The sequence below is a fragment of the Thioalkalivibrio sp. K90mix genome (genome assembly GCF_000025545.1).
Lineage (GTDB): Bacteria > Pseudomonadota > Gammaproteobacteria > Ectothiorhodospirales > Ectothiorhodospiraceae > Thioalkalivibrio.
The window spans coordinates 553535-576295 of record NC_013889.1 but is presented as its reverse complement, the minus strand read 5'-3'; the positions used below and the strand labels follow the sequence as shown (position 1 = coordinate 576295).

Annotated in this window: 16 protein-coding genes and 1 tRNA gene; 5 read left to right on the top strand and 12 right to left on the bottom strand. The window is 65.6% G+C overall.

What is annotated here, in order from left to right; all coding sequences use genetic code 11:
• Positions 1–27: 27 nt before the first annotated feature.
• The 9 genes from TK90_RS14580 to TK90_RS02660 form a co-directional block, all read right to left on the bottom strand.
• Positions 28–177, bottom strand: coding sequence for a DUF3096 domain-containing protein (locus TK90_RS14580; RefSeq protein ID WP_012981957.1), 150 nt, complete (start codon positions 175–177; stop codon positions 28–30).
• A 53-nt stretch (positions 178–230) separates the two neighbouring features.
• Positions 231–1148 (bottom strand): MBL fold metallo-hydrolase, encoded by a 918-nt coding sequence (locus tag TK90_RS02695; RefSeq protein WP_012981956.1) that lies wholly within the window; start codon positions 1146–1148, stop codon positions 231–233.
• 1025 nt (positions 1149–2173) lie between these two features.
• A tRNA-Gln gene (locus tag TK90_RS02690) sits at positions 2174–2247 on the bottom strand.
• 39 nt (positions 2248–2286) lie between these two features.
• Positions 2287–2679, bottom strand: a complete 393-nt coding sequence (rpsI, locus tag TK90_RS02685; protein ID WP_012981955.1) for a 30S ribosomal protein S9 — start codon at positions 2677–2679, stop codon at positions 2287–2289.
• A gap of 29 nt (positions 2680–2708) precedes the next feature.
• A complete protein-coding gene (gene rplM, locus TK90_RS02680) occupies positions 2709–3137 on the bottom strand; it encodes a 50S ribosomal protein L13 (protein ID WP_012981954.1) in 429 nt (142 codons plus the stop codon).
• A gap of 259 nt (positions 3138–3396) precedes the next feature.
• Positions 3397–3924, bottom strand: coding sequence for a DUF4168 domain-containing protein (locus TK90_RS02675; protein WP_012981953.1), 528 nt, complete (start codon positions 3922–3924; stop codon positions 3397–3399).
• Positions 3925–4022: 98 nt separating this feature from the next.
• Complete coding sequence (locus tag TK90_RS02670) at positions 4023–4484, bottom strand: hypothetical protein (RefSeq protein ID WP_012981952.1); 462 nt, start codon at positions 4482–4484, stop codon at positions 4023–4025.
• A gap of 312 nt (positions 4485–4796) precedes the next feature.
• Positions 4797–6224, bottom strand: coding sequence for a sigma-54 dependent transcriptional regulator (locus TK90_RS02665; RefSeq protein ID WP_017925835.1), 1428 nt, complete (start codon positions 6222–6224; stop codon positions 4797–4799).
• Entirely contained in the window at positions 6221–7756 is a 1536-nt protein-coding gene (locus TK90_RS02660) for an ATP-binding protein (protein WP_012981950.1), read from the bottom strand. Before TK90_RS02660 ends, TK90_RS02665 begins: the two co-directional genes overlap by 4 nt.
• A 364-nt stretch (positions 7757–8120) precedes the next feature.
• Between TK90_RS02660 and TK90_RS02655 the strand changes: the two genes are divergently transcribed.
• On the top strand, positions 8121–8801 hold the full coding sequence (locus TK90_RS02655) for an MBL fold metallo-hydrolase (RefSeq protein ID WP_012981949.1): 681 nt from the start codon (positions 8121–8123) through the stop codon (positions 8799–8801).
• Between the two features lie 120 nt (positions 8802–8921).
• Here TK90_RS02655 and htpX read toward each other — a convergent pair whose 3' ends face one another.
• Complete coding sequence (htpX, locus tag TK90_RS02650; RefSeq protein ID WP_012981948.1) at positions 8922–9809, bottom strand: protease HtpX; 888 nt, start codon at positions 9807–9809, stop codon at positions 8922–8924.
• Between the two features lie 229 nt (positions 9810–10038).
• Between htpX and TK90_RS02645 the strand changes: the two genes are divergently transcribed.
• Positions 10039–12132, top strand: coding sequence for an ATP-binding protein (locus TK90_RS02645; RefSeq protein WP_012981947.1), 2094 nt, complete (start codon positions 10039–10041; stop codon positions 12130–12132).
• Positions 12116–13909, top strand: coding sequence for a bifunctional diguanylate cyclase/phosphodiesterase (locus TK90_RS02640; protein ID WP_012981946.1), 1794 nt, complete (start codon positions 12116–12118; stop codon positions 13907–13909). The genes TK90_RS02645 and TK90_RS02640 overlap by 17 nt, the downstream gene beginning before the upstream one ends.
• A 48-nt stretch (positions 13910–13957) precedes the next feature.
• Here the strand turns inward: TK90_RS02640 and parC are convergent, their stop codons facing one another.
• Entirely contained in the window at positions 13958–16219 is a 2262-nt protein-coding gene (gene parC, locus TK90_RS02635) for a DNA topoisomerase IV subunit A (RefSeq protein ID WP_012981945.1), read from the bottom strand.
• A 288-nt stretch (positions 16220–16507) separates the two neighbouring features.
• Between parC and TK90_RS02630 the strand changes: the two genes are divergently transcribed.
• On the top strand, positions 16508–17932 hold the full coding sequence (locus TK90_RS02630) for a phospholipase D-like domain-containing protein (RefSeq protein ID WP_012981944.1): 1425 nt from the start codon (positions 16508–16510) through the stop codon (positions 17930–17932).
• 85 nt (positions 17933–18017) lie between these two features.
• A complete protein-coding gene (locus TK90_RS02625; protein WP_012981943.1) occupies positions 18018–20903 on the top strand; it encodes an EAL domain-containing protein in 2886 nt (961 codons plus the stop codon).
• Between the two features lie 11 nt (positions 20904–20914).
• On the opposite strand, the gene TK90_RS02620 is transcribed toward TK90_RS02625, so the two are convergent.
• A complete protein-coding gene (locus TK90_RS02620; RefSeq protein ID WP_012981942.1) occupies positions 20915–22642 on the bottom strand; it encodes a diguanylate cyclase domain-containing protein in 1728 nt (575 codons plus the stop codon).
• Positions 22643–22761 lie beyond the last annotated feature (119 nt).

Below are 22761 nucleotides of genomic sequence, written 5' to 3'. Positions count from 1 at the left end.
CGGTGCTCGGCTTCTGGCGTCCCGGCGTTACAGGTAGGCCAGCAGCCCCACCGCACCAATCACGATCAGGTAGATCGCCACGATGTAGTTCAGCAGCCGGGGCCAGATCAGGATCAGGATGCCGGCACCCAGCGAGAGGATGGCCGTCAGCAGGCCGGGGTCAATATGCAGCGTCATGCGGAGACTCCTTTGCCGGGCGCTACGGCCCGGCATACCGCGAGTGGTCGAGATCAGAAGAGTTTTTCTTCCATCTCCAGATAAACGGCGTTGGTGTTACTGCGGTTGGTCTCCTCAAAGGCCGGCAGGTCTTCGTAGTCGGACCAGTCCATTGCCGCATAGGCCTCGTCGAAGGAATCCATATTCTCGACTGCCGCGCCCATGTGTTCACGCAGATAGGCGATATAGTCACGGGTAAACTTCACTGCGCGTGCGGCCTCGTCGGTGGCGTCGCCATGCCCTGGGACCAGGAACTTCAGGTCCATCTCCATCAGCTCTTCCAGACGATTGACCCAGTTTTCCGAGTCCAGTGCGTCATCACCCATGAACGGGATGCGGCCGTCGAACACGATGTCGCCGGCAAAGACCACCCCCGTCTCTTCAACCACCATGATGATGTCATCCGGTGAATGGGCCGGGCCGGCGTGTACGCAACGAAACGTCTTGCCGCCCAGCTCGATCACGTACTCGTCATCAAAGAACTCGTCCGGCGGGATGATCTGGGTGTCTTCGTCGACCCAGGGTGTCAGCACGCCCCGGCGCTGTTCGAGCCGTGCGGCGGCCCCGGGGCTGTCAAGATAGTCCTTCGCGCGCGACTGGCCGATGATCTTCGCGTCCGTGTGATCGGCGAACGCTTGCAGGCCATAGATGTGGTCCGCGTGATAATGCCCGGCGATCACGTACTTGATCGGCTGGTCCGTAACCTCCTTGATCCGCCGGATCATCTCGAACCCAAGCGGAGGCGTCCCCAGCGCGTCGTAGACCACCACACCCTCGTCCGTCACCACGAACCCCGCGTTCGAGGTGTGCCCCTCGTTGTCCGGGTCCGGGATTCCGGATATCCCGATCATGTACCAGGTATCCGCGCCCTCGACCTCGTGGGCAGTGGTATCGACGCTGACCGGCTCGTAGGGGTTGTCAGGTACCGACATGGACTCTCTCCTCTCCTGTTTTTTGGTCTTGTTTGACGCATATCGAGTCGACGTTCGCGCCATTCCTGAAGGGTTCGACGCAGAGGGGCCGCAAGAATTCCCGCGGATGCGGGTGGCGAGGCGTCGACAGAAGGAGTGTAGCGACTTTGGGACGAGGGAAGGGAGCGCAGCGGCATTAATAGCCGTATCGCGATGCCCTCCCCGCAAGGGCCTTCGAGGGGCACACCGTCATAGCTGGGGGACCAGGATGATTCGGCGGCTGCGCCGCCTCACCCCTGCGGGGCTGCACGCGCTCAGCGCGTGCAGTGCTCCGCTGCGCTTCGCCGAACCTTCCAGGTTCGAACCCTGGACTCGCTCAAATATCCATAGAAAAGGGCCCCACGAGGGGGCCCTCCCCTAAAGTAGTGACCAGTCCAAAGCAAATGGCTGTGAGCCCCTTCGAGGGGCACGCAGCCATAGCTGGGGGACCAGGATGATTCGGCGGCTACGCCGCCTCACCCCTGCGGGGCTGCACGCGCGCTGCGCGTGCAGTGCTTCGCTGCGCTCCGCCGAACCTTCCAGGTTCGAACCCTGGGCTCGCTCAAATATCCATAGAAAAGGGCCCCACGAGGGGGCCCTCCCCTAAAGTAGTGACCAGTCCAAAGCACATGGCGGTGAGCCCCTTCGAGGGGCACACCGTCATAGCTGGGGGACCAGGATGATTCGGCGGCTGCGCCGCCTCACCCCTTCGGGGCTGCACGCGCTCAGCGCGTGCAGTGCTTCGCTGCGCTCCGCCGAACCTTCCAGGTTCGAACCCTGGGCTCGCTCAAATATCCATAGAAAAGGGCCCCACGAGGGGGCCCTTTTCTATGGATGGCTGGGGGACCAGGATGATTCGGCGGCTACGCCGCCTCACCCCTGCGGGGCTGCACGCGCGCTGCGCGTGCAGTGCTTCGCTGCGCTCCGCCGAACCTTCCAGGTTCGAACCCTGGGCTCGCTCAAATATCCATAGAAAAGGGCCCCACGAGGGGGCCCTTTTCTATGGATGGCTGGGGGACCAGGATTCGAACCTGGGTTGACGGAGTCAGAGTCCGTAGTCCTACCGCTAGACGATCCCCCAGTAAACCGGGTGCCGTACGCGCCGGCACTCGAGCGCCGTTTAGCGCTTCGAGTACTGGGTCGCGCGGCGGGCCTTGCGCAGGCCGACCTTCTTTCGCTCGACCTCGCGGGCATCGCGGGTCAGGTGGCCACCACGACGCAGCGGCGAACGCATGTCTTCGTTGTACTGCACCAGCGCGCGGGCAATGCCCAGACGAATGGCACCGGCCTGTCCGTTGCCGCCGCCGCCTTCCACGGTCGCAATCACGTCGAAGTTCTCGGTGGACTCGGTGGCCTCCAGCGGCTGACGCACGACCATGCGCGAGGTCTGGCGGCCGAAGAACTCGTCCAGCGGCTTGTCGTTGACCGTAATGTTGCCCGTACCCGGGCGCAGGAACACGCGGGCCGAGGAGGTCTTGCGACGGCCGGTGCCGTAGTATTGATTGGTAGCCATACGGATCGATTTCCCTTGCTGTTTAGCCGTCAGATGTCGAGCGGCTGCGGCTGCTGCGCGGTGTGGCGATGCTCGGTACCGGAGTACACCTTGAGCTTCTTGAACATGGCGCGGCCCAGCGGGTTGCGCGGCAGCATGCCCTTCACGGCGAGCTCGAGCACCTTCTCCGGATGACGGTCAATCATCTGGTTGAAATTGGCTTCCTTGATCCCACCCGGGTAGCCGGTATGGCGGAAGTACTTTTTGTCGCTGGCCTTGTTGCCGGACACGCGAATCTTCTCCGCGTTGATCACGACGATGTAATCGCCAGTGTCCACGTGCGGCGTGTAGACGGGCTTGTGCTTCCCGCGCAGGCGACGCGCGATTTCCGTGGCGAGGCGGCCGAGGGTCTTGTCCGCGGCGTCGACCAGGAACCAGTCGCGTTCGACTTCAGCCGGCTTGGCGCTGATGGTGCTCATGTCTTGATGCTCCGATGTCGGGGCGATTCAGAAAGCGCGCAAGAATAGCGCTTCCCGGCGCGCGGTTCAAGGGACACACTGATTAATCTGCACGTCCCGAGAGAACCCGTGTGAGTTCGCACCCATGAGATGTCCTTTCAGGAGCGAGCATGGCTCCTTTCCGGAAACATCCCGTAACAGAAAACAATAAAAAGGCCGGCACGAAGGCCGGCCCTTTCTGGACCCGGGCACGAGGCCCGGGGTCCGGAGCGGGAATGGATTACATCTCCGCTTCGGCGCGCTCCTGGACTTCCTGCATCAGTTCGGGATCGTTCTGCAGGGCCATGGCCACTTCGTTGTATTCCTCGACGGTCATGCCGGCGTCTTCAACAGCGCTGACCATTTCGTCCTGGGCTTCCTGCTGCATGGACTGGGCTTCGGTTTCGTCCTCGGCCTCCTGCAGGCGGTTGGCGAAGTCTTCGCGCACTTCCTGGACTGCCACAAAGGCACCCACGAAGGTGTCGATATCTTCTTCGCTCAGATCAACCTCAGGGGCCTGCTGAGCGGGCGGGGCACCAGCAGCACCACCTTCCGGCGGAGCACCACCTTCAGGCGGCTGGCCACCCTGGGCACCACCTTCCGGCGGCTGACCACCCTGCGGAGGCGCACCTTCGGCACCACCCTGCGGCGGGGCACCCTCGGCGCCACCCTGGGCACCACCCATATCGCCGGTCTGCGCGGTCGCCACGCCACCGATCGCGAACATGGAAGTCAAAGCGAATGCGAGTGCGGTCTTGCGAAAGCTCATCGTGTCTACCTCTTCCTCTGGGTGAAAAAATCTCGAGGCTCCTGCCTCAGAGATGGGGGCCGGGCAGACGAACACTGCCCGGCTTGCCCGTTAGCCCCTTACCAATCCGGGGCGTCGTCTTCGTCGTCGTCATCATCGCCAGCCGGGGCTTCAGCGCCGCCCGCCTGGGCCATCTGCGGCATACCGCCTTCGCGGTCTTCATCATCATCGTCCGCGGGCGGGGCAGCAGGCTCACCAGCCTGAGTCATCTGCGGAGGCATACCGCCGTTGCCCTCGTCTTCGTCGTCATCCGCGGGCGGAGCAGCCGGTTCACCGGCCTGGGCCATTTGCGGAGGCATACCACCACCGTCCCGATCCTCGTCGTCATCATCGGCCGGCGGCGCGGCAGGCTCACCCGCCTGGACCATCATCTGGGGCGGCATACCACCCTGTTCTTCCTGCGCCTCTTCTTCATCCGGCGCCTCGGCACCTTCGCCCATGGCTTGCGCGGCGCTCAGACCGCCGAGGGCAAAGAGGGAACTCATCGCGATTGCAAGAGCGGATTTGCGGAAAGTCGACATTGTGCTTCTCTCCTTCATTTGAGGTTTCAGCACAGCCAACGGAACGGCTCGATTGGCTTTCGGTTGACTGCACCCAAGGAAGTAGCAGAAGCCGTGCCAAAAACGGCCGAAAAATAAAAACGATTTTATTTTCCGATAGTTATTAACCCACAAACGGGCACCAGGTGGGCCTGGGTCACAGGGAGATGCGGGTCAAAACGACACATGGGTCAGGGCGACCCGGGTCAGTACGGCCCATCCAGGGTTGGGCGAGGTGAAAGGGCTCACGATACAGCCGGCCGTAAACCGTGGAGAGGCGCCGAGCAAAGGCGCTCAGGAATCCGACTCGCTCTCGCCCAGCTTGCGATAAAGCGTCTTGCGCCCGATCCCCAGAATGCGCGCGGCGCGCTGCTTGTTGCCCTCGACATGCTCCAGGACCCGATGCAGATAGGCCTGCTCGACCTCTGCGAGGCTGGGCCAATGGCTGTCATCACCGGTGCCGGGTATCGGCAGGTCGGTTCCAGCGACATTCCCGGGCGATACACCCGAGCCGCCAGCGGTCCCGGACTGGCGCACACGCTCGGGCAGGTCGCGTAGCTCGATCACCTCACCGGATGCAAGAGTCGCCGCGCGTTCCATCAGGCTGGCCAGTTCGCGGACGTTCCCGGGGAAGCCGTAGCGCAGCAGGGCACGCATGGCCTCCGGGCTGAGTTCGCGCACGGGCAGCCCGCGCGCCAGCGCCTGCTCGCGCAGGAACTGCTGCGCCAGGCGCTCGATGTCGTCACCGCGATCGCGCAGGGGCGGGATCTCGATACGGAAGGTCTCCAGACGATAATAGAGGTCCTCGCGGAACTGCTCGTGGCGGATACGTTCCTGCAGGTCCTGATGGGTGGCGGCCACGATGCGCACGTCCGTCTCGATCTCCTCGTTGGAACCGACCGGTCGGACACGCCCGTCCTGCAGCAACCGCAGCAGCTTGCTCTGCATGGCCACCGGCATCTCGGCGATCTCGTCGAGGAACAGCGTGCCGCCGTCGGCCTCGGTAAACAGGCCGCGGCGCGCGCCCTTCGCGCCGCTGAACGCCCCGGCGACATGCCCCAGCAGCTCCGACTCCAGCAAGGTCTCCGGGATGCCCGCACAGTTCAGTGCGATGAATGGGCCTTCCGCGCGGGCACTCTCCGCATGCAGGGCACGGGCAACCAGCTCCTTGCCCGTGCCCGATTCTCCTGTGATGAGTACGCTGCCGTCGGCAGCGGCGATACGCCGGATCAGATCGTGCAACTTGAGCATCGCCGGGCTCTTGCCCTGCATGCCATGAAAGCTCTCGTCGCCCGCAAGGGCCTCACGATACTGGCGTACCTCCGCACGCAGCCGACGGGCCTCGGCCACTCGCTCGGCCGCCAGACGCAGGTGTTCCAGATCGACGGGCTTGGTCAAGAAGTCGTCCGCACCCGCCTTCAACGCCGTCACGGCCTGATCGATCGTGCCGAAGCCCGTGAGCATGATGAACCCGGGCACCGGCACCGTGTCGCGCGCCACCTCCAGCACATGGAAGCCATCGGCACCGGGCAGACGCAGGTCGCTGACCACCAGGGAAACCGTTTGCTGGCGCAGTACCTGCTCGGCCTCCTCGGCCGTCTCCACCGCAGTGACCGCGTAACCCACCTCGGCCAGCTCCTCGGCCAGGAGTTCGCGATGGCCCCGATCGTCTTCGACCACCAGTACGCGATCGTTCAGCCCGTCACTCGGGGACATGCTCATGCCGCTCCTCCACCTGTTGCCTGCCCGTCCTGGACCGGCTCCGCCGCGGACGGTTCCGGCTGTCTGTCGCGACAGGCGCCGGACGCGAGCGGTAGCGTGACCACAAAACGCGTGAGCTGCGGATCGTCACGATCCAGCCTCACCTGCCCACCATGGTCCTCCAGCGCCACCTGTGCGACCGCCAGTCCCAGGCCGGTCCCCTCCCCCGTCGGCTTGGTCGTAAAGAAGGGCTCGAACAGGCGCTCGGCCTGCTCGTCGGAGATCCCGCGCCCCGCGCGCGGACCATCGTCCGCGATCACACACTCGAGCGTGTCGCCCTGACAGCGCCAGTTCACCTGCACACATTCGGCCGCGGCCTGCGCGGCATTGTCGATCAGGTTCTCCAGCGCCTGCCCCAGACGCAGCCGGTCCGCCGCCACGGTCAACGCCCCGCCGTCCAGATCAAAGCGCACCTGTTCGCGCCCTTTGCCACGTTCCTGTACGCGTGCCACGATCTCGCGGACCAGGCCCTGCAACTCCAGAGGGCGCTGCTGCAACGGATTGCGCCGCGCGAAATCCAGGAGCTGGCGGACGATAGTCTCCACACGCTCGAGTTCCGCCTGCAGTTCCTTCATCTCCTTGTGCGCGGGGTCGTCCGCGGGCAACCGCCGCGACGCGCGCTGGGCCCGACCGGCGATAATGCCCAGGGGTGTCCCCAGCTCATGCGCGACCCCGGCTGCCAGCTGGCCAATGGCCGCCAGCTTTTCCGAATGGCGCAGCTTTTCCTCGAGCCGCGCCTGTTCCTCGCGCTGCGCCTGCAATGCCGCTTCGGAGGCCTCGCGGCGCTCGAGCATTCCGTTCATCGTGATCGCCAGGCGGCGCAGCTCCCAGGGACCCTTCTCCGGGGCCCGCAGCCCCCGCTGGCCGTCGCCGATATCCCTCATGGCACCGATCAGACGCGCGACATGGCGGCCAACGGCGCGGTGGTGACCGATCAGGACCACCAGCAGGAACAGCACGCTGACCGCCAGCATCACCAGCCCCCCCTGCCAGCGCAGCTGCGAGACATAGGCCCGAAACGGCGAGACGTCACGCGTGACCTGCAGCAGGCCGACGATGCGCCCGGCGGAATCCGACAGCGGCAGGAAGAACGAGAACACTTCGCGCCCCTGATGCTCGTCGAAGGCACCAAGGCTGCCCGTCTCGCTGATCGCCTGGGCCTCGCCCGGGTGGCGAATGGTGGGACTGGGCGGCCCGCTGGTGGCGACCATGTCGCCCTGGGCATCGTAGACGTAGACGCCGAACACCTGGTCGATCTGGAACAACGAATCCAGCGACTGCTGCACCGTGGTCACGTCCTGATCGATCATCGCAGTGGCGACGGGCAGTCGAATGGAACGCGCGACCAGCTCGATATCGGCCTGCATGCGGTTTTCCATTTGCGTCTGGAATTCCTGCAGCCCGAGCGTCACCGTGCCACCGACCACCAGCAACAGGGGCAGCAGGACAAACAGCAACACCGCATTGCGCAGACTGTTCAGACGTGTGGGCATCAGGTGTTCGGGAGCCGGGGCATCGTTGCCATGTTAGGGAAACACTGACGGAATGCGAATTCCGGGCAAAAAAAAGCGCGGGTCGAAGCCCGCGCCAAGAAAACCACCAAAGGAGGATGGAGGAGTCTGCTGACGCTGCCAGGGGGGACAGCAATCAGCGTATGCAAATCTTCTAATATAACGATCTTCTTGTCAAGCAGCCTCGTACGCAGGGGGTCGTACTCTCGGGCTGCTCCGCTTGACCGCTTTTTCTGAAGACCTGCACACCCTTTAAGACGCAGGCGCGCGTATTCTATTCCCGGACTCTCGTCACGAATCAAAAACGGGCACAATCCGCGTTCTCGTCACGGATCTGCACACCCCCATGCTCCAGCACCTGAGCCACCCCGTTACCGCACTCGCGCAGAACGCCACCCTGATCTGGTGCGACCAGACCCGCGTGGCCGCCTGGGTAGACCCCGGGGCCGAGCCCGACACGCTGATCGCGATCGCACGACAGCAGGATGTCCGGCTGGACTGCATCCTGCTGACCCATGGCCACCTCGATCATGTCGGGGCCGCCGCCGAGATGGCGCGCCGCTGCGATATCCCGATCCTGGGCCCTCAGGTTGAGGATGCCTTCTGGCTGGATCAGCTACCGATGCAGTGTCAGATGTTCGGGTTTCCCGAGCTGCCCGCACTGGTTCCGGATCGCTGGCTGCAAGATGGCGAACAACTGCCGCTGGGCAAGGTCACGCTCGAGGTGCTGCACTGCCCGGGACATACCCCGGGGCATGTCGCGTTCTTCGACCGCGAGAGTCGCCTCGCCCTGGTGGGCGATGTCCTATTCCATGGCGCCATCGGCCGCAGCGACTTCCCGCGCGGCAACGGGCCGCAACTAATCGAGTCCATCACCCGGCGCCTCTGGCCACTGGGCGACGATGTACGCTTTGTGCCCGGACACGGCCCGGAATCAACCTTCGGGGAAGAGCGCCGCAGCAATCCGTTTGTGGGTGATGCGGCCTTGGCCGCGGGTGGTCAGCCGGGCCGCGGACGTTATTATTGATGCGTTTAGCGGCGCTCAACGCATCCTGCGAGTAACCAGCCCCCAACGAAGAAGGCCGCCCTGTCGGCGGCCTTCCGCGTTCCTGCCGGATGCCAGGGAAACACTGTTCAATAGAGCGAATCAGCTGTTCGCTCGCAGCGACGCGATGCGCTGCTCGATCGGCGGATGGCTCATGAACAGCTTCTTCAGCCCCTGGGCCATGCCCCCGCGAATGCCGAAGGCCGCCATCTGATCGGGCATGTCCACCGGGCGCCCCGAAGCGCGCGCCAGCGACTCCAGTGCGCCGATCATCTTTTCGCGACCGGCGAGCTTCGCACCCGCCTCGTCGGCACGGAACTCGCGCTGACGCGAGAACCACATGACGATGATCGAGGCCAGGATCGCCAGGATGATCTCGGTCACGATGGTGGTGATCCAGAACGCCGGGCCATGACCGGACTCGTTCTTGAACACCACGCGGTCGACAAAGTGCCCGGCCACGCGCGCCAGGAAGATCACAAAGGTGTTCACCACCCCCTGGATCAGCGCCAGCGTGACCATGTCGCCATTGGCCACATGCCCGACCTCGTGACCCAGCACGGCCTCGACTTCGCCCTGGCTCATGTTCTGCATCAGCCCCGTGCTGACCGCGACCAGCGCATTGTTCTTGCTCATGCCGGTGGCAAAAGCGTTCGGGTCCGGCGAGTCATAGATGCCCACCTCCGGCATGCCGATCCCGGACTCACGGGCCTGGCGTTGCACCGTCTCCAGCAGCCACTGTTCGGTGGCATTGCGCGGCTTGTCGATCACGTGGACCTTCATCGTCTTCTTCGCCATCCACTTGGAGATGGCCAGCGAGATGAAGGATCCGCCAAAGCCGAATACCGCGGCAAAGATCAGCAGCGCATTGAGATCGAGGTTGACCCCCTCCTCGTCGAGGATGCGCTCCACACCCAGCAGGCGCAGGGTGATGCTGAGCACGATGATGATGGCGAAGTTCGTCGCCAGAAACAGCGCAATACGTTTCATGAAGCCTTCCTGTACCCCATCAGTCAAAATCGGTGGATGCGTATTAAATAGTTGCCACGCGCCGGAATTCAAGGCGCGCAGGCGGTATGTCATCGCCACTGGCGGGATACCGCGCCGCTTTAAGGACCACATTCCGACGCTGCGGTTCCCAGCCCCCAACCCTGCCGGGCCCCTCCCCCCAACGCCATTCTTCCCGCATACTGCCGTGCCATTCCTACGGTCCCGGCCAATGCCCTCCGCACCCTTGCCCGACAACGAGCAGGCCCGTCTGGAGGCAGTGCACCGCCTGCCCCTGGAACCCAGCGACCACGACCTGTTTAGCCCGCTGACGCGACTGGTCGCACGCCACTTCGACGTTCCCATGGCCACGGTCACGCTGGTCGACGAGAAATGTCAGTGCTTCATCGCGCCACAGGGTCCGCTCGGAGCCGGTACGGAGCGCAGCATCTCCTTCTGCGCCCATGGCCTGACCCGGCCGAACGAACTCCTGGTCGTCGAGGATGCTCGACAGGACGCAAGATTTTCCGACAACCCCTTGGTTCTCGGCGAGACGGATGTCCGCTTCTATGCCGGCATTCCCCTGGCACCGGAAGCCGGCCTGGCGGTCGGCAATCTGTGCATCATCGATACCCGGCCCCGCCGCCTGGATGAACAGGAGGTGACCGCACTGCGTGAATTCGGCGAGATCGCCACATCCCTGCTCCGCGAATACCTCGCACGCCGCGACCTGGGGCACAGCCGCAGCGCATTGGATGCCCAGGGCCAGCGGCTCGCCGCCGTACTCGAAACGGCCGCGGCCGGCATCATCCAGATCGACCACACCGGCCATATCGAGCAGTTCAATTCGGCGGCCGAACGACTGTTCGATTACCCTGCGGAGCAAGTCCTCGGACACAACGTATCCATGCTGATGCCGGCACGCTGGGCCCACGAGCACGACGACTACCTTCGCCACTACCGCGAAACGGGGCAGGCGCGGGTGATCGGCAGCGGGCGCGAGGTCGAAGGGCTGCGCCGCGATGGTTCCACCTTTCCGATGCAGCTCGCCGTCAGCGAGGTCCGAATCGAAGAGCAGCCCCACTACATCGGCATCGTGACCGACCTCACCGACCTGCACGAGAGCCAGCGCCGCGAACTGGCGGAGGCCGAACGGGCCAATCGTGCCAAGTCCGAGTTTCTCTCGAGCATGTCCCACGAGCTGCGCACCCCACTGAACTCCATCCTGGGGTTTTCCCAGCTGATGCGGGCCGACCGGACCCATCCACTGCCCGAGCGCCAGCAGCGCCAGGTCGAGCACATCGAGCGCAGCGGGCAACACCTGCTGGCCCTGATCAACGACATCCTGGACCTGTCCCGCATCGAAGCAGGGCGAATGGCGATGTCACTGGAACCCACGGATCCCGCCATGACCCTCGCAGAGTGCCACGGCATGATCGAGGGCGAGGCCCGCGAACGGGGCATCCAACTGGATTTCCCACCCCCGGAACCCGCCCTGCCCGCCGTACAGGCTGACCACACGCGACTCAAGCAGGTACTGCTGAACCTGGTCAGCAATGCGATCAAGTACAACCGCGACAAGGGCATCGTGCGCGTCCGCGTAACCCCCATGCCCGAAGGCCGTATGGAGTTCCGTGTCCGGGACACCGGCCTGGGGATCCCCGAAGACCGGCGCGCCGAGCTGTTCCGACCCTTCAGCCGTCTCGGGCACGAGACCGGCGCCATCCAGGGATCAGGAATCGGGCTGGTCATCTCTCGGGAGCTGGTACGGCACATGGGGGGCGAACTCGAATACCAAAGCCGGGAAGGCGAAGGCACGGACTTCTTCTTCACCCTGCCCATGAGCTGTACCGCCGAGCGTCTAACGACCCAGGATCACGCAACCCGGTCGCTCGACGATGCACCGCAACCGAACCGGTGCCGGCGAGTCCTGTATGTCGAGGACAATCCAGCCAATGTCAGCCTGATGCAAGAGATCCTGGCGCTTCGCGACGGGATCGAACTCCAGACCGCGGGAAGCGCTGATGAGGGCCTGAGGCTCGCCCGGGAGACCCCCCCGGATCTGGTAATCATGGACATCCATCTGCCCGGGATGAGCGGGACCGCGGCCGCCCGCCTCCTGCGCGCGCGCCCGGAGACTCGGGAGGTCCCGATCATCGCCCTTAGCGCCGACGCCACGCGTGAGGCCATCGATGACGGGAACCAAAACCCAGATTTTGTGACTTACTTCACGAAGCCCTTGGATATTGCGCGGTTCCTCGCGGCCCTCGACCCCCTGCTCGAGCCTCCCGCGGATCGCACGGACGCCGATGATCACACCCGATGACAGCCCCCGCGATGCCCACATCCTGATCGTGGACGACAACCGAATGAACGTGGATCTGCTCGGGGCCATCCTCGAGGAGGCCGGGTTCCGGGATGTCGCCGCCGAAACCAGCGGGGAACGCGCGGTGGAGCGCTGGCGCGAAGAATCCTTCGACCTGCTGCTGCTGGACATCCGCATGCCCGGCATCGACGGCCACGAGGTAATGCGCCAACTCAACAGCGACCTGGCCGAAGGCGACTGGCTCCCAGTCATCATACTGACCGCACAAATCGACCCCCAGACCCGGGAACAGGCCCTGGCCGCCGGAGCGCTAGACTTCATTACCAAGCCGTTCAACGCCACCGAAGTGGTGCAGCGGATCGACAATCTGCTGCGGGTCCGGGCCCTGCACAACGCCGCTCACGGCCGCGCCGAAGACCTGTCGCGCAGCCTGGCCGACCGTGCACGCACCTTGCAACGTACCGAGCAAGACCTCGAACACCTGGCCCACCACGACCCGGCCACCGGCCTGCCGAACCGGCATTCACTGCTGCGTTTCATCGACGAGGCCATCGAGACCGGCAGCGCCCTGGACCTGGTCATGGTGCACGTCCGTGGCCATGAGGCAGTGGAACGCCTTGAGGGCTATGCCGCGGCCGACCTGATGCTGCGCGAGATCGGTCAACGGCTGCGCCTGGCCCTGGAAGACCAGACCCCGGGGCGAGTGCAGTGTGGCATCTGGGGCGGTTCCACATTGCTACTCGCCGTGGCCAGCCGCGAAAGCATCGCCACCAGCACCCTGCAGGACTGCATGGATGCCTCGCTGGCGCACCTGCGCCTGGGGCGCTACGAGATCGCCCCCAGCGCCTCTGCCGGACACGTCCGGGCCCCCGACCATGGCCGCAACGCCGAGGAACTGATCCGCCGGGTTTCACTGACTCTGGCCAAGGGCGAACGCCGCGGGAGCGAGTGGCTCAGCTTCGACCCCGTACTGGAGCAGGACGCACGCCGTCGCCATCAACTGGAATACGGTCTGACGGTCGCCCGCGAGCAAGATCAGCTCCACCTGCTCTATCAGCCCAAGATCGAGCTCGCCAGCGGCTGCCTGGTCGGCTTCGAGGCCCTGATGCGCTGGGAGCATCCGCGTCTTGGGCTTATCTCGCCGGGGGAATTCATCCCGCTGGCGGAAAACACTGGGCGTATCGCCGAACTGGGAGAATGGGCCCTGCACGAGGCGCTGGCCGCCGCCCGCCGCTGGCGCGAGGCCAGTGGCCACTGCCCACCGATCGCGGTCAATGTATCGACCCAGCAATTCGCCGCCCTGACCCGGTCCGGCAGATCGCTGGTGGATGCCGTGCAAAGCGCGCTGAAGGCCAGCGGCCTGAACGGCAACGCACTGGAGATCGAGATTACCGAGACCGCAGTGATGCACGACGTGGCCGCGACAGTGGAGGAACTTCGAGCCCTCAGGGCCCTCGGGGTATCGATCGCGATCGATGACTTCGGTACCGGCTATTCATCGCTCGCGTACCTGCGTCGCCTGCCGGCCACGACCATCAAGATCGACCGCAGCCTGATTGACGGCGTATCCGCAAACCCGAGCATGGACACCCTGGCCCGCGCCATCCTGTCGGTCAGCCGCGGTTTTGGCCTGACCACTGTCGCCGAGGGCATAGAGACCGAGGCCGACGCACGGCACCTGGCAGCCCTCGGGTGCCCGATTGGCCAGGGCTACCTCTACCACCGCCCGCTCCCCGAGACGGACGCAAGCGGTCTGCTGGCCCGCGTCTGCGCCTGACCCCCAGACGCCCCCTCGCGCTTGGCGCTTGACGGCCACGCTAGTCAATCAGTCGCTGCGCACCTCCAGTCGATTGGCGTTTTGGTAGCCGCGCGGCAGCTGCCGCCCGCGCCGTGCGCGCTCGCCCACGTACTCCGCCCACTCGGCCGGGACCAGTGCCTTGAAGCGCTTGCCGGCGTGCACGACCAGGGTGTCCTGCGGCCCCAGCACGGCCACGTCGAGCACCCGTTCGGAACCGTCCTTGAGGGCCGCGGACGGGATGCCGATCAGCTTGTTGCCCTTGCCGCGCGCCAGCTCCGGCAGCTCCGTCGCCGGGAACAGCAGCAGATAGCCACGCGTGGTGACGACCGCGATGTGGTCCTCGTGCGGGTTGCGCACCGGCGCCGGCTGCAGCACCGCCGCGCCGGCGGGAACGGTGAGCACGTTCTTGCCGGCCTTCTGCCGGCCCAGCAGGTCGCCCAGCTTCGCGACGAAGCCGTAGCCGTGATCCGTGCCCAGCAGCCAGCGGTCTTCCTCCGCCCCGGTGGCCATGCCGACAAAGCGCGCGCCCTCCGGCGGGTTCACGCGACCGGACAGCGGCTCGCCCTGCCCGCGCGCGGACGGCAGGGTATGCGCGGCGATCGTGTAGGTGCGACCGGTGGAGTCGATGAACGCGACCGGCTGGTTGCTGCGCCCGGTGACCGCGGCCTGGAAGGCATCCCCGGCCTTGTAGTTCAGGCCGCGGGCGTCCACGTCGTGGCCCTTGGCCGCGCGCGCCCAGCCCTTCTCCGACAGCACGACGGTCAGCGGCTCGGTGGGCACCAGTGCGGACTCGTCCAGCGCCTGCGCGGCGGCGCGCTGGACCAGCGGCGAGCGGCGTTCGTCGCCATAGTCCGCGGCGTCCTTTTCGATCTCGCGCCGGACCTGCGTGCGCAGACGGCGTTCGGACCCCAGAGTCTTCTCCAGCTGGTCGCGCTCCGTGGCCAGTTCGTCCTGCTCGCCGCGAATCTTCATCTCCTCGAGCTTGGCCAGGTGGCGCAGCTTCAGCTCCAGGATCGCCTCGGCCTGGATGTCGGACAGGCCAAAGCGGCTCATCAGCTCGGGCTTCGGCTGGTCGTACTCGCGGATGATCGCGATCACCTCGTCGATATTGAGATAGGCGATCAGCAGGCCTTCGAGCACATGCAGCCGCGCCTGCACCTTCTCCAGGCGCCACTGCAGGCGCCGGCGCACGGTCTCGATGCGAAACTCCAGCCACTCGCCCAGCAGGCCCGCCAGGTCGCGCACCTGCGGCCGCCCGTCGAGGCCGATCACGTTCATGTTCACGCGGTAGGTCTTTTCCAGATCCGTGGTCGCGAACAGGTGCGCCATCAGCGCCTCGACATCGACCCGGTTCGAGCGCGGGGTGATCACCAGGCGGGTCGGGTGCTCGTGGTCGGACTCGTCGCGCAGGTCCTCGACCATTGGCAGCTTCTTCGCGCGAATCTGGCTGGCGATCTGCTCCAGCAGCTTCGCCCCGGAGACCTGGTGCGGCAGCGCGGTGACCACGATGTCGTCGCCTTCGCGTTCATAGCGTGCCCGCGCGCGGATCGAGCCCTGGCCGGTCTCGTAGACCTTGCGCAGCTCGGCGGGCGGGGAAATGATCTCGGCCTCGGTGGGAAAGTCCGGCGCCGGCAGGTGCTCGCACAGCTCGGCGAGGGTCGCCTTCGGGTGCTCCAGCAGGTGCACGCAGGCCGCTGCCACCTCGCGCAGGTTGTGCGGCGGGATATCGGTGGCCATGCCGACGGCGATCCCGGAACCGCCGTTCAGCAACACGTTCGGCAGCCGGGCCGGCAGCACCTTCGGCTCATCCAGCGCGCCGTCGAAGTTCGGCACCCAGTCCACCGTGCCCTGCCCCAGCTCCGAGAGCAGCAGCTGCGCATAGCGCGAAAGGCGCGACTCGGTATAGCGCATCGCGGCGAAGGACTTGGGATCGTCCGGCGAGCCCCAGTTGCCCTGCCCGTCGACGAACGGGTAGCGATAGGAGAAGGGCTGCGCCATCAGGACCATCGCCTCGTAGCAAGCGCTGTCACCATGCGGATGGAACTTGCCGAGGACGTCCCCGACCGTGCGTGCGGACTTCTTGTACTTGGCCGTGGCCGAGAGCCCCAGCTCGCTCATCGCGTAGATGATGCGGCGCTGCACGGGCTTGAGACCGTCACCGATGTGAGGCAGCGCTCGGTCCAGGATCACGTACATGGAGTAGTCCAGGTACGCCTTCTCGGTGAAGTCCTTCAGCGGCAGCTGCTCGCCGCTGTTGGCAAACAGGCTTGGGGTCTCAATATCGGTCATCGGCTTCCTCTAACGAAGCACTGAATAAAGCCATCCTGGCTTTCTCAGCGCGCGCGGCGCTGCATCGTCTTGTATATCTTTGCACTGGCAAAGGGGTTTGCAGCTTGCTTCGGAATCAACCACCTACGGTAGTCGATGCCGACGGCACGTCCCTGTGCCGCAGGGAAACGCCGAACAATCAACGTTTCCCTAAGGGCGAATGGATCACCATGGCGGCCTTTTACCGCTCGCCCGGCCCGCGTACTGTAGCGATCACACCGCCACCATTCCATTCCCGGGGAGAATGCCGTGCTGGGTACCGGCTGGATTGCCAGTATCACTGCCGTCGCCGCCTTTGCACTGGCCGCCGCCAGTGTGATGCACGCGCTGCTCCAGCGCCGCGAGACCGGGACCGTAATCGCCTGGGTCGGGCTGATCGTGCTGCTGCCGGTGGGGGGCTCGATCCTGTACTGGATGTTCGGGGTCAACCGCATCCGCCGCCGCGCCCATGCCCTGCGCGAGGGCCATCTGCTGGTCGACCCCGCCGCGCGCGATGCCGACGGCCCCGGCATTCCGCCCCGCTGGAGTCGCCTGCTGGGCTGTGGCGACCGGCTCGCGCCGTTTCGCGCCAGCGCCGGCAATTCGGTCCGGCCGCTGACCGATGGTGACCAGGCCTACGCGGCGATGCTCGCGGCGATCGACTGCGCGTCCCACAGCATCACCCTGGCGACCTACATCTTTGACTACGACGTGGTCGGACAGCGCTTCGTGCGCCACCTGAAGGCCGCCCGCGACCGCGGCGTCGAGGTCCGTGTCCTGATCGACGGCATCGGCGCCCGCTACAGCCGCCGCAACACACTGCGCTTCCTCAAGCGCGTCGGCATCCCGGCCGCCGCCTTCATGCCCGTCCATCACCTGCCGCGTACGCTTGCGGCGTTCAATCTGCGCAATCACCGCAAAATGCTGCTGGTGGATGGCGAGCACGGCTTTACCGGGGGCATGAATATCCGCCGCGGGCACAGCGCGAGCAACCCGGGACCGCACCCGATTCAGGACCTGCACTTCGAGGTCCGCGGTCCGATCTGCCTGCAGTTGCAGCGGGTGTTCGCGGAAGACTGGCAGTTCAGCACGCATGAGGCACTGGAAGGCCCGCCTTGGTTCCCGGAGGAGGCTCGCCTGATTGGCACCCAGTTGTGCCGCGCGCTACCAGACGGCCCTGATGAAGACTTCGAGGTGCTCAAGTTCACCCTGTTGGCCGCGATCGCGGAGGCGCGCGAGCACGTTACCGTGGTCACGCCCTATTTCCTGCCTGACCTGGAATTGCTGGGGGCGCTGAAGGCCGCGGCCCTGCGCGGCATCGAGGTTGATCTGCTGCTGCCGGAACGCAACAACCTGCGCCTGGTCGAGTGGGCCGCCCGTCCGCTGCACGGCGAACTCCTCACCCGGGGCTGCCGCATCTGGCTGACGCCGCCCCCGTTCAACCATTCCAAGCTGATGCTCGTCGACAGGGAATGGGCCCTGGTGGGATCGGCCAACTGGGACCCACGCAGCCTGCGCCTCAACTTCGAGTGCAACCTGGAATGTGTGGACCGCGACCTGGGGCAACAGCTGGCCGACTGGGCCGAGGATCTGCGCTCGCGTTCCCACCCGCTGAGCCTGGAAGATGTCCACGCGCGCACCCTCCCCGCCCGCCTGCGCGACGGCGCCGCCCGCCTGCTGACCCCGTACCTGTAGGCACCCGGCGGCGCGCAACCCACTCACGGTTGTGCTTAACTTGTCGTTAAGGAGAGGGATTTCCGTCGTACCAGGGGGATCGGCCATGAGTGGTCCATTGATCGCAGCGCTGTACCTGCTCGCCGGGCTGTGTCTGTACGCCTCGGCCAGCCACCTCCTGCATGCCAGCCACAGCGTACGCCGTGTGGAGCATCTGTTGTTCGCTGCAATGTGCCTGCTGTTGGCGGGCTCCGCGATCAGCATTGCCCTGTCCTACCAGGCGACCTCGATCGAGGCCTATACCGGCCCGATGAAGGCGTATTACGGCCTGATCGCGGCCCTGTACGTCCTGTTCGCGGCCTTTATAGCCCGTTACACGGAGACCCCCGCTCGGGTCCTGCTCTCGGTACTGGGGATATTGATGGTCGTGGTCTGGGTCGCCAATGCGCGCCAGCCCCATGGCCTGCAGTGGACCGAGATCGCGGAGCTGGGAAGCGTGGCACTCCCCTGGGGCGAGACGGTCACGCGCGCCGTGGGGTCCCCGAGCCCCTGGTTCCTGCTGGGCCTGGCCGGACTGCTCCTGGTGTTCGGGTTCTCCCTGTGGGCGTTGGTGAGCCACTGGCGCCGCGAGGGTGGACACCTCCCGCTGATCCTGATCGGCGCGCTCCTCCTGTTCCTGCTGGCGACCATCCAGGGCGTTCTGGTCCGCCTCGGGATCATCGATTCCATACCGCTCTCGGTCTTCGGCTATCTCGGCATGATTCTGGTGATGAGCCTGGTCCTGCACCGGGAGACTCAGGAACGGGTGCGCGAGTCGGAACACCGCTTCCGCGATCTGGTTCACCAGGCCCCGATGGCGATCGAGGTACTGACCCCGGACGGCGGGGTACGCCAGGTCAACACCGCCTGGGAAACCATGCACGGCCACGCAGGTGTCAAGGGCATGAATGTCCTCCACCACCCCGATCCCATCGATGGCCATGTGACCGAGGACATTCGCGCAGCCGCCAGGGGTGCCCGGCGTTCCATCGCGCCATTTGCGTGCCATGCGGTTGCCGATCCCGCGAAGGCGCCTGCGGGAAGTCGCTGGGTCAAGGGATACGTCTATCCTCTCAAGAATCACCGGGGCGAGGTGCGGGACATCATCGTCATGCAGGAAGACATCACACTCGCGCGGCGCGGCGAAGATGCCTTGCGGGTAATCGCCCAGGGATTCCGCGCCGACAACCGCCAAAGTTTCTTCCAGAACCTGGTATTGCGGCTGCGCGAGGTCTTTCGTGCCGACTACGCGCTGGCGGGCATCAACGTCCCGGACCTGCCCGGTCACGTCGAGACCGCCGCCCTTTGCCGCGACGGCGAACTGGTGGGCAACATCCGCTATGCCCTGGCCAGCACCCCCTGCGACGAGGTGCTCTCGCAGGGCTTGTGCGTGTATCCGGACCGCGTGCAGGAGCTGTTTCCGCGCGACGAAATGCTCGTCGAAATGGGTGCGCGCAGCTATCTGGGCGCCCCGATGATTGACAGCCAGGGGCGCGAGCTGGGGCATATCGCCATCGTCAACCGCTACCCGCTGGACGAGACCGAACAGGCGGCCGGCATCCTCGAGATCTTTGCCGACCGTGCCGCCGCCGAACTCGAGCGGCTGGAAGGTGAAGAACATATCCGCCGACTCGCCTACCACGATCCGCTGACCGGCCTGGCCAACCGCACCCAACTGCATGACGCACTGACACAGGACCTCGATCTGGCCCACCACGGAGGCCAGCACGGCGGGCTGATCCTGATCGACCTGGATCATTTCAAGACCATCAACGATGCCCTTGGACATGCGGTCGGCGACACTGTGCTGGCGGCGGTGGCCGACCGCCTGCGCCAGCACGCACCCGAGCAAGCACTGGTGGTGCGCCTGGGCGGGGACGAATTCGCCACCCTGATCCATCCCCGGCGCGCATCGCGTCAGGCGATCGAGGCGACGGTCAACGACGCGGCCCACCGGCTGCTGGATGCCTTGCAGCACCCGATCGTACTGGGGGAGCGCACCTTCAGTGTTGGCGCCAGTCTGGGCTGCGTGCTGTTCCCGGACGCGGGTCAGACCTCGTCGGATGCCCTGCGCCATGCCGACATCGCCCTGTATCAGGCGAAACGGGCCGGACGCGGCGGGGTGCAGTTCTACCGCCATGCGCTGCAGGACGAGGCACGCGCCCGGTTGCAGATCGAGGAGGGGCTGCGCCAGGCCCTGGTGAATCGCGAGATGCGCCTGAGTTACCAGCCGCAATTCGATGCCCAGGAGAACATGATCGGTGCCGAAGCGCTACTGCGCTGGACACACCCCGAGCTGGGCCCGGTCGGGCCGGCGCTGTTCATCCCGATCGCCGAGGAAACCGGGCTCATCCACCCCATCGGCACCTGGGTGGTCGAGCATGTACTGGAGAATCTGCAGGACTGGCACGCGCGAGGTCTGCCGCTTCCGCCCCGCGTGGCCATCAATATCTCGCCCTGGCAGCTGGCCCGCCCTGATTTCGTCGCACAGCTCCGGGAACGCGTGCAGGCCGCCGGCCTGGAAGCCGGCCAGATTACGCTCGAAGTCACCGAGTCGGGTCTGCTGCGCGACCTGTCCGACGCCATTGGCAAGCTGCGGGCCCTGCGCGAGTTCGGCGTCCAGGTGGCGCTGGACGATTTCGGCACGGGATATTCGTCGCTGGCCTACCTGCGCGATCTGCCACTGGACGAACTCAAGATCGACAAGTCGTTCATTGATGAACTCGTGGACAAGGGCGAGCAGATGCTCATCGAGAACATCCTCGATATCGGCCACAACATGGGCCTGCGCGTCGTCGCCGAGGGTGTGGCCAAGCCGGCCCAGCGCCAGCAGCTCCTGGCACTGGGTTGCACGCATTTCCAGGGGTTTCTCTACGGCCAGCCGATCGCGGAAGACGAGTTCCCGGCCTGGCTGGAACGAAACGCCACCCCGGCAGTGCAACGCCAGAGCTGACCCAGAGCGGACTACGGGCCTTCCAGACCAAGGCCGCAGCCCAGCGGCCCGCGCCGCCGATGTCGTGTGTGCGACCGACTGGCGCGGCTGGCATCGACCTGCTCGTACAGCACGATCCCGCCGCCCCCGGCCTCCTTGGCCGCATACATCGCACGATCCGCCTGCAGCATCAGTCCCTCCGCATCGGCACTGTCATGCGGGTACAGGGCCGCCCCCATGCTCAAGCCCACCTGCACGGCCTCGCGATTGACCTCGATGGGCTCGGCAAAGCGTTCGATCAGCTTCAGACCGACCCCGAGCAGGGCATCCGGGTCGTCCATGTTCTCCAGCAGGATCACAAACTCGTCGCCCCCCATACGGGCCACCACATCGCACTCGCGCACCCCTTCGCGCAGCCGCCCGGCCACCGTCACCAGCACGACGTCCCCCGCATCGTGGCCCAGGCGATCATTGATGGGCTTGAAGCCGTCGAGGTCACAGACCACCAGGGCCAGCCCCCTTTCGTGGCGCTGGGCACGGCGCAGGGCCTGGCGCAGATGCTCCTGGAAGAGGCTGCGATTGGCCAGACCGGTCAGGGAATCGTGGTGAGCCTGGTGCCAGAGCCGCTCCTCCGAGGCCTTCTCCAGGGTGATGTCCCGCACCATGCCCAGGACCTGCAACGGCCGACCGGCATCGTCACGGGCGATCTCGCCCTCCACACGCACGTGACGCACCCCGCCATCCGGACGCACGACCCGGTGATCGACACGATAGACCGCCTCGCTGGCCAGCGCCTGATTGATGGTGCGGCGCACACGGGTCCGGTCATCCGGATGCACCGCATGGATGTAGGACTCGAAGCCCGCCTCGTCCACCCTGGGGTCCAGCCCGAACAGCTCGAACACATGGGCGGACCAGTTCAGCTGACCATTGCGGATATCCCAGTCCCAGAATCCCGCGCCGGCGCTGCGCTGCGCCTCTTCCAGGCGCGCCGTGGTCTCTTCCAGTGCTGCCGTGCGCCGGGCCACCGCGGCCTCCAGCCCGCCCTGGGTTTCGCGCAGTCGGGCCTCCACCCGCATGCGCTCGCGCAACTCGTCCTGCAGCGCCTGATGGTTGCGCCGCAGGCGATAACGGACCCAGGCCGCGAGCAGGATAATCAGTACCGCCGCCAGCGCGGTCGCCCCAAGCATCCACTGCTGGCTTTGTTCATGGCGTTGCGCCATGGCCTCGATGGCCCGTGCATTATCGCGGTGGAAGGCCTCCAGGATGCGCTCCATCTGACCCAGAACCTCCTCCTGGATCGGCATCAGATCAGCGTACAGCATCCCCAGGGCCTCATTGCGGTCCCCGACCAGGGCAATGTCGACAATATCTTCCAGCAGCGGGGCGCCGACCGAGGTCAACTCCCGCAACTCCTGCATACGTTGACGGTCCGCAGGCCGTTCGGCCTGGGACTCGGCGGCCGTCAGTGTCTCGACAAAGCGGGGTGCCAGCTCGCGAAACTCGCGGTAGTAGCGCTCCTGCAGCGCGGTATCCTCCGCACTGACCACCAGCGAGGCACGCAGCACCCGCTCGCGCACCAGGCTGCGCATGCGATGGACATGATCCACTTTCTGGATGTGTTCTTCGGTGAGGGTCTGGATGTCCTGTTGCAGGTGCTGCACCCGCCACCAGCTGAACACCGCGATCGCCGCGACCAGCAACAGCACCAGCGCAAAGACGCTGGTGATTCCCGGGACACGCAGGCGATCGACGGACACGGTCAGCGCACCGGTCTTCCGGGCGCCAGGCCATGCGCCCGCACGATTACCGGGTCATCACCGACTGCCAGGCAGGGCTGAGTCCGATCCTTGACGTGCATGTTATCTCCCTGTGTGAT

What these genes read in the sequence shown, in the direction of transcription:
- rpsI (WP_012981955.1), bottom strand. Translation starts at nt 2,679, where the DNA reads ATGGCTACCAATCAATACTACGGCACCGGCCGTCGCAAGACCTCCTCG.
- TK90_RS02665 (WP_017925835.1), bottom strand. Translation starts at nt 6,224, where the DNA reads ATGAGCATGTCCCCGAGTGACGGGCTGAACGATCGCGTACTGGTGGTC.
- TK90_RS02655 (WP_012981949.1), top strand. Translation starts at nt 8,121, where the DNA reads ATGCTCCAGCACCTGAGCCACCCCGTTACCGCACTCGCGCAGAACGCC.
- TK90_RS02640 (WP_012981946.1), top strand. Translation starts at nt 12,116, where the DNA reads ATGATCACACCCGATGACAGCCCCCGCGATGCCCACATCCTGATCGTG.
- TK90_RS02625 (WP_012981943.1), top strand. Translation starts at nt 18,018, where the DNA reads ATGAGTGGTCCATTGATCGCAGCGCTGTACCTGCTCGCCGGGCTGTGT.
- htpX (WP_012981948.1), bottom strand. Translation starts at nt 9,809, where the DNA reads ATGAAACGTATTGCGCTGTTTCTGGCGACGAACTTCGCCATCATCATC.
- TK90_RS02670 (WP_012981952.1), bottom strand. Translation starts at nt 4,484, where the DNA reads ATGTCGACTTTCCGCAAATCCGCTCTTGCAATCGCGATGAGTTCCCTC.
- TK90_RS02660 (WP_012981950.1), bottom strand. Translation starts at nt 7,756, where the DNA reads ATGCCCACACGTCTGAACAGTCTGCGCAATGCGGTGTTGCTGTTTGTC.
- parC (WP_012981945.1), bottom strand. Translation starts at nt 16,219, where the DNA reads ATGACCGATATTGAGACCCCAAGCCTGTTTGCCAACAGCGGCGAGCAG.
- TK90_RS14580 (WP_012981957.1), bottom strand. Translation starts at nt 177, where the DNA reads ATGACGCTGCATATTGACCCCGGCCTGCTGACGGCCATCCTCTCGCTG.
- TK90_RS02695 (WP_012981956.1), bottom strand. Translation starts at nt 1,148, where the DNA reads ATGTCGGTACCTGACAACCCCTACGAGCCGGTCAGCGTCGATACCACT.
- TK90_RS02675 (WP_012981953.1), bottom strand. Translation starts at nt 3,924, where the DNA reads ATGAGCTTTCGCAAGACCGCACTCGCATTCGCTTTGACTTCCATGTTC.
- TK90_RS02645 (WP_012981947.1), top strand. Translation starts at nt 10,039, where the DNA reads ATGCCCTCCGCACCCTTGCCCGACAACGAGCAGGCCCGTCTGGAGGCA.
- rplM (WP_012981954.1), bottom strand. Translation starts at nt 3,137, where the DNA reads ATGAGCACCATCAGCGCCAAGCCGGCTGAAGTCGAACGCGACTGGTTC.